This window comes from Halomonas sp. ML-15 (assembly GCF_014779595.1).
Taxonomy (GTDB): domain Bacteria; phylum Pseudomonadota; class Gammaproteobacteria; order Pseudomonadales; family Halomonadaceae; genus Franzmannia.
Window position 1 is genome coordinate 12,532 of record NZ_JACXZT010000020.1, and the last position, 6,658, is coordinate 19,189.

Annotated in this window: 3 protein-coding genes and 1 pseudogene; all 4 read right to left on the bottom strand. The window is 61.0% G+C overall.

Going from position 1 to position 6,658, the window contains the following annotated elements:
• Window positions 1-439 (bottom strand): hypothetical protein (locus tag IEI94_RS22370; protein ID WP_224750347.1); only part of this gene is annotated, 439 nt, incomplete at its 3' end.
• Between the two features lie 542 nt (window positions 440-981).
• On the bottom strand, window positions 982-2,199 hold the full coding sequence (locus IEI94_RS22375) for a PQQ-binding-like beta-propeller repeat protein (RefSeq protein WP_191169722.1): 1,218 nt from the start codon (window positions 2,197-2,199) through the stop codon (window positions 982-984).
• Window positions 2,186-5,785 (bottom strand): RHS repeat-associated core domain-containing protein, encoded by a 3,600-nt coding sequence (locus IEI94_RS22380; RefSeq protein WP_318153446.1) that lies wholly within the window; start codon window positions 5,783-5,785, stop codon window positions 2,186-2,188. Before IEI94_RS22380 ends, IEI94_RS22375 begins: the two co-directional genes overlap by 14 nt.
• Window positions 5,786-5,899: 114 nt before the next feature.
• Window positions 5,900-6,658, bottom strand: a pseudogene (locus tag IEI94_RS22770) (type VI secretion system Vgr family protein); the annotation flags it as partial.

The following is a 6,658-nucleotide window of genomic DNA, read 5'->3' on the forward strand; positions in this document are numbered from 1 at the left end:
CGGTGACGTAGGCGCTTATCTGCTTGGGGGCGTCGTGGCCGACTTGATCGATTCTGAGCATCGGCACGAAGCTGCCCGGTTCGTACACCACCGTGGTGCGTTGGTTCTCTTTTGCTGCGTGAACCAGGCGGTCGCCGTCCCAGCCGTAGTGGGTGGTGGCAGTGGTGCCGTTGGCGTGACGGACCGTCTTGGCGATACGCCGGCCCTGCCCGGCGCTGCGGAAGCTGAGCCGACCGAGGGCGTCGTAGCGGTAGTGCTGCTCGTCCTTGGCGCTGCCGGGGCCGCGCAGGCTGAGATGGTCGAGCTGGCCGAGCGCGGTATAGCCGCGCTCGAGGATCAACGGCTGGGGCTGGTCGGCGGTGCTCAGGCGGCGCTGGGTCTCGCGGTGCAGGGCGTCGGGCTCGAGGGCGATCTCGAACTTGAGGCCGGGGGCGCTCATGCCGTGCAGATGGCCGCTGCCGTAGGTGTGCCAGGCGAGCTCAGGCAGATCGCCGTAGCGGCTGGCTTGGCCACGCTACCGCCAGGAAAGACAACAGGAGCCTTCCCTAGCGATGAGGAGTGTGAATCAAATTCTTGGCCCCTACCTATCAATAATAAATAACATTGAGGCAGCGAGAACTAGCCAAATTAATACAACAATCCCTAAACGAGGAAGCGACCTCAAAAAAGATGGTCGAGTTACGAATAGAACTCGATACAAAGGCGAAAGAGAGAAAAAGCAGGCTATGAAAAACAATAGTTGATACACGCCTTGAAGCTTAATAATTGCCATGAATATCAATAAATATACCGGAAGCATCACAACCACCTCCGCCCACTGGCTAGCCCAGGCACTCGAAGCGTATGTTCTTAGCATTTAACTTCCTCTCCGTGATACACATCCCTGCTTCAAAGGGCCTGTCAGAGCAACGACATCCTCCATCCTCCTCTACAAGTGACGAGGGCTAGAGCAAGGCTCTCCACTACACTTAAGAAAATCAATCACTCTAGCACATAAACATGGCCATCAATACTACCAAAGTAGACGCGTCCATCCACTACTGAAGGTGAAGAGGCAATGCCTGCTTCTGTTTCATAACGCCACTTCACATCTCCTCCATGACGGTCAACAGCGTATAAGTAGTGATCATGACTACCAAAGTACACTGTATCCCCGGCTATAGCTGCAGAAGAGTTTATCGGTCCCTCTGTCTTGACTCTCCATAAGAACTCACCTGTTCCCGCATCCATAGCATTCATATAACCAGAACCGCCATCTCCCGATGCGTAGTCACCCCAAAAAACACTACCTTCGTAAACACTTACAGACGACATGGTTGGAAACTCCATCCCGAAAGATTTTTCCACCTCGCCGCTGACTTTATTCAATTTGATCAGCGAGGCTGCATCATGCTCAATAAGCGTGGCATAAATAAAGCATTCATCAATAGCGGGCGTACTAAAAGAATTCTCTTTTCCATCCGATAGAGTGCGACTCCATTTTAACTCTCCAGTCTCAGGTTCCATTGCAAGAACAGATTGAGAGTCGTCTTGAAAATAAAGGACATTTTCAGATATCAACAGTTGACGACTTCCACCTTGAATTTCCCGCCGCCAGAGCTCCTCTCCTGTCAACAAATCCAAGGCAAAAATGTGTTCCAACATTGAGGTTAAAAACACTTTACCCTCATAAATCGTAGGCGCATCTATTCCCGAATAATCGTCGGGTTCAAATTTCCAGCGCTCTTCTCCAGTCATGCGATCAAGCGCTATCAAATAGCTTTCATCATCGTCACGCGAAAAACGACGACCTACTAGCACTACATCTTCATTTAACGTTACTTGTAAGCTGGGCTGCCCCCCCAAATCCTTTTCCCATAACAGCGTCCCGTCACTCTTGTTTAGCGCATAAACTCCTCCTTCAAAATCAGAAAAGTACACGGCATCGTCATAAACTAAAATGGCACCCACCACAGGTGCACCTGCATCGAACTTCCAGGCTAGCACAGGCTCACTTTCAGGACCGTAGCCATCATAAACACCAGTCCTTTCGTAATTCGACTGGTACATTAAAGAATTAGCATAAAGAGACAAAGGAGATAGCAAAACCAAAAAAAACAAACTAGCCTTGGCACCAACTCTTCTCTTCTCTTTCACTTTAACAAGAGACATATATTTAACCCTTTCAACAGTCATATCACTAATTTCATCTGTGCCCACTAGGGATTTCTATATCTCCGATGGATGGCTCAAGGCAACTCCGATAAATATCATTTATCTGATCATCTATAGATGCATGCCGGGATGAGTTTTGCTGAGCTATCTCTATAATTCTCTTTTGATATCTCCTCTCAGCACGATCCCTACACGCGTTATATTCCCCGTCTGTCGGAAGACCTGTTAGGACTTCTTGATTATATTTATCGCTCTTACAGCCGCGAATTTGACCTGCCTTTGCTTCGTCAGCCATTTCAAGTTGCTGCTCCACGATAGCTGGAAGCTGAGATACGCTACTAGCTGCAGCGAGATACTGCGCTGCACACCAAGCGTCTCCTCTAAGCTTCTCTGCTCCCACCAGCGCTCGGATATAGCCAGACAACCCCAGCGGATCCACCATCCCTGTCGGGTTCGTCACGTAACCATACAGGTTGGTCCCACCGTTCAAGCCAATCGGATCCTGACTGATATATCGGCCCTGCTGCGGGTCATAGTAGCGGTGGCGGTTGTAGTAGAGCCCCGACTCTTCATCGTGCCACTGACCCTGGAAGCGGATCGGCTGTGAGGCGGTGCCGCGCTCGTTCTTGACCGCCATCCAGTCGTCGGGTTGGGCTTGCCATAGGGTTTCGCCCTTGGGTGTGACGAGCTGCATGGGGGTGCCCAGGGCGTCGGTGATGTAGGCGCTGATCTGTTTTGAGCCGTCGTGGCCGGCTTGATCGATTCTGAGCATCGGCACGAAGCTGCCCGGTTCGTACACCACCGTGGTGCGTTGGTTCTCTTTTGCTTCGTGAACCAGGCGGTCGCCGTCCCAGCCGTAGTGGGTGGTGGCGGTAGTGCCGTTGGCGTGACGGACCGTCTTGGCGAGACGCCGGCCCAGGGCGTCGTAGCGGTAGCTGGCCTCCTGGGTGGTGCCCTGGGGGCTGGTGCGGGTCAGCCGCACCAGGCGGTTGGCAGCGTCGTAGCCGAGGCTTAAGCGGTCGCCGTTTGGCTGTTCGCGCGCGATCAGGTTGCCGGCGCCATCATAGCGGTAGCGGGCGCCATTGAGCTGGGTAATGCGGTTGTCGCGCTGGGCGGTGGCGCTGCCTTCCAGGCGATTGCCGGCGGCGTCTACCGGGTAGCGCTGGGCGCTGTCGCCGTGCTGGCTGGCGATCAGCCGCCCGGCCGGGTCGTAGGTGTAGGCGATAACCGGGCTGCTGCCGCTCTGCCCGGCGCTGCGGAAGCTGAGCCGACCGAGGGCGTTGTAGCGGTAGTGCTGCTCATCCTTGGCGCTGCCGGCGCCGCGCAGGCTGAGATGGTCGAGCTGGCCGAGCACGGTATAGCCGCGCTCGAGGATCAACGGCTGGGGCTGGTCGGCGGCACTCAGGCGGCGCTGGGTCTCGCGGTGCAGGGCGTCGGGCTCGAGGGCGATCTCGAACCTGAGGCCGGGGGCGCTCATGCCGTGCAGATGGCCGCTGCCGTAGGTGTGCCAGGCAAGCTCGGGCAGGTCGCCGAACTGACTGGCCTGGGGCGCGCCGGTGGCGGTGTAGCGCTGCTGGTGCTGCCACTGCCAGGCGGCGGCATCGCCCTGGGCGTGATGCTGCTGGCTTTCGCCCACTAGGCGACCCGCTGCGTCATAGGCCAGGCGAACCTCTCCATCGGCATTGCTGGCGCCGCTGAGCTGGCCATCGGCACGCCACAGGTAGCGTTCGATGCTGGCGTCGGCGTGTTCGGTGGCCGGCAGGTGGCGGGCGACCAAGCGTCCTGCCTGATCGTACTCATAGCGGGTCATCAGCGGCTGGCCGTCAGTGCCGGTGCGGTGGGCCTCACTGCGCTCGATAAGCTGGCCGGCAAGGTCGTAGGCATAGCGCTGTTCACGACCGTCCGGGCCGGTCTCGCAGACCAGTCGGTCCATGTCGTCATAGGTAAAGCGGTAGGCGGCACCGTTGGCCAGGGTGAGCTCGCTAAGCCGCCCGGCCTCGTCATAGGCGTAGTGCTCCTGGCCACCGTCGGCGTCGATGCGCCGCTCGGGGCGGCCGTGGGCATCGAAGAAGAATTGCTGCCGATAGCCCTGGGGGCCTTCCTGTTCGACCAGCCGGCCCTGCAGATCATGGTGGTGCTGCCAGCGGCTGCCGTCGGGGAGCTGGGTAGCGATGCGCCGCCCCATCTCGTCATGGCTGGTGCGCGTCGTCTCACCCAGGGCGTTGGTCACGGCGAGCAGGTGGCCATGCCGGTCATACGCGTAGTCGGTGCGCTGCTCCGAGCAGTCGACCTCGGCAGCAAGCTGACCCAAGGCGTTCCACTCCAGCTGACGACTGCTGCCGCCGGCATCGGTCACCGCGGTCGGCCGATCAGGCAGGCTGTCGCTATCGTAGGTGAAAGTGGTGGTGCCGTCGGGGCCGATGACCCGGGTGAGGTTGCCGCGGGCGTCGCGCTCCAGCTGCCAGCGCAGGCTTTCTGGGCCGGCCAGCGCGGTGGGCTGGCCCAGGGCATCGCGGGTGATGGTCCAGCGCGCACCGTCGGGAGCTACCTGGGCGATGATTTGCCCAGCGTCGTCACGCTCGAGCGCCGTCTCGCGGCCCAGCGGGTCGACGCTGGCAATGCGCTGCCCGGCTTCATCGTAGCGGAACTCGATCCGCGAACCGTCGGCACGGGTGTGGGCCGTCCAGCGCTGACCGGGGCCCGTGCCACTGAAGTGATAGCGCTCCTCGCGGCCCAGACTGTCTGTCACCAGGGTGTGATCCGGGTGGTAGGCGTAGGTACGCGCCAGCCCACCGCTCTCTGCCTGGGCGATGACCCGGCCTTGCGGCGTATGGCGGTCCCAGGTATAGCGGGCCTCGAGGCCGCCAGGCACGCGGTGGGCCGTGAGGATATGGTCTTGCCACTCGAACTCGCGCACGACCTCACCATGGCGATGGCGTACGTCGATCAGGTCGCCCTCCGGGCTGTAGGCGTAGCGCGCCAGCCAGTCGTCCTGGGCGCTGCCGTCGGCGTCGCGCACCAGTCGTACACCGGCCAGGCGTTGGCCGCTATCATGCTCGCTGGCCGGCAGCAGCGACGCGTACTCGAACGCGTAGTGACGCCCGGCGCTGTCCTCGACCCGCACCAGCAGCCCCGCTTCCCAGTGGTAACCCGTGGCGTAGCCGTTGCGGTCCAGCTCCTGGGCGAGTTGCCAGGTGACGGATGCGCTGTCCTGGGTTGGCGCGAACACATAGTAGAGGCCGCTGGCATCGCTCAGCACAATACGCGCCGGGTCGTGGCGCAGCGTCTCCTCCAGGGCTTGCCAACGCGCCTCCTCATGGTCGGAGTGCGTCGCTTCTCCGCCGCGGCGTATCCACAGCTGCTCGGTGGGCGAGTAGCGTACCTGCCCCGCCGCCAGCGGACCGAAAGTAATGTCACGCCCCTGGGCGTCGTGAATCACACAGGCGTCGTCGCGCAGCGTGAGCGAGAGGCCCTCTCCGGGAATCGACCAGCCCTGGCCGAGCACACCGATACGGGCGTTGCTGGAGAGGTAGCCGCGACTGAAGGCGAAGGGCCGCGGCGCCGGCAGGGCGAAGTCGGTTTCGGCGGGCAGCAGCTTGGCCCCCAGCAGGGGGTTGACCGGGCTGCCCACGGCGGGCTCGCAGGCGCTGCAGCGGTTCGCCAGGCCATCGAGAATGACGGGATCGTTCAGATCCAGCAGGTTGCCGAGCTGGGGCAGCAGGCCTGAGCCGATCGACTTGAGCGTGACATCCTCGCTCGCTTCAGGGGTCGCGGCGCCCGGCAGCCGTGCGGCGGCTACCGCCTGCCCGCTGCCTACGCCGGGGCTGCCACCGGAGTTGATCTTGACCTGGGCGCCGACGATGGTGACGCCGCTGGGGTCGAGCTTGATAACGCTGCCGCCGGCCTTGAGGGTAATCTCGGCGCCGGCGTCGATGACGGTCTTGCTGCCGGCCTTGTGGTGCACTTCTTGCCCCGCCTCGATGAGCTGGGCGCGGCCATATTTCTCGTGGCGCGTGGCGTCGACGATCAGGTGGTCGTCGCCGTCGACCTGGGTGTGGCGGCTGCCGTGTACCGTGAGGTGATCGTCGCTGTCGATCTCGCTGATGCGGTCGTGGTGGACCGTGAGATGGCTGTCGTTGCCGATCTCTTCGGTGCGATCGTTGTGGGTGAGCAGTTCCAGGTCCTTCTGGGCGTGCAGCCAGATCTGCTCCTGGTCGGCCTGATCTTCGAAGCGCAGCTCGTTGAAGCCCTCGCCCTGGTGGCTCTGGGTGCGGATCACGGTGCGCGTCTTGTGCTCGGGCAGCGGGTAGGGCGCGGTATTGACGGCGTGGTAGGTGCGCCCGGTGATCAGCGGTTGATCCGGATCGCCCTCCAGGTAGCTGATAATCACCTCATGGCCGATCCGCGGGATGGCGATGCTGCCGTAGCCGCCGCCGGCCCAGCCCTGGGCGACACGGATCCAACAACTTGCGGTATCGTCAGGCTCGGCGTAGCGGTCCCAGGG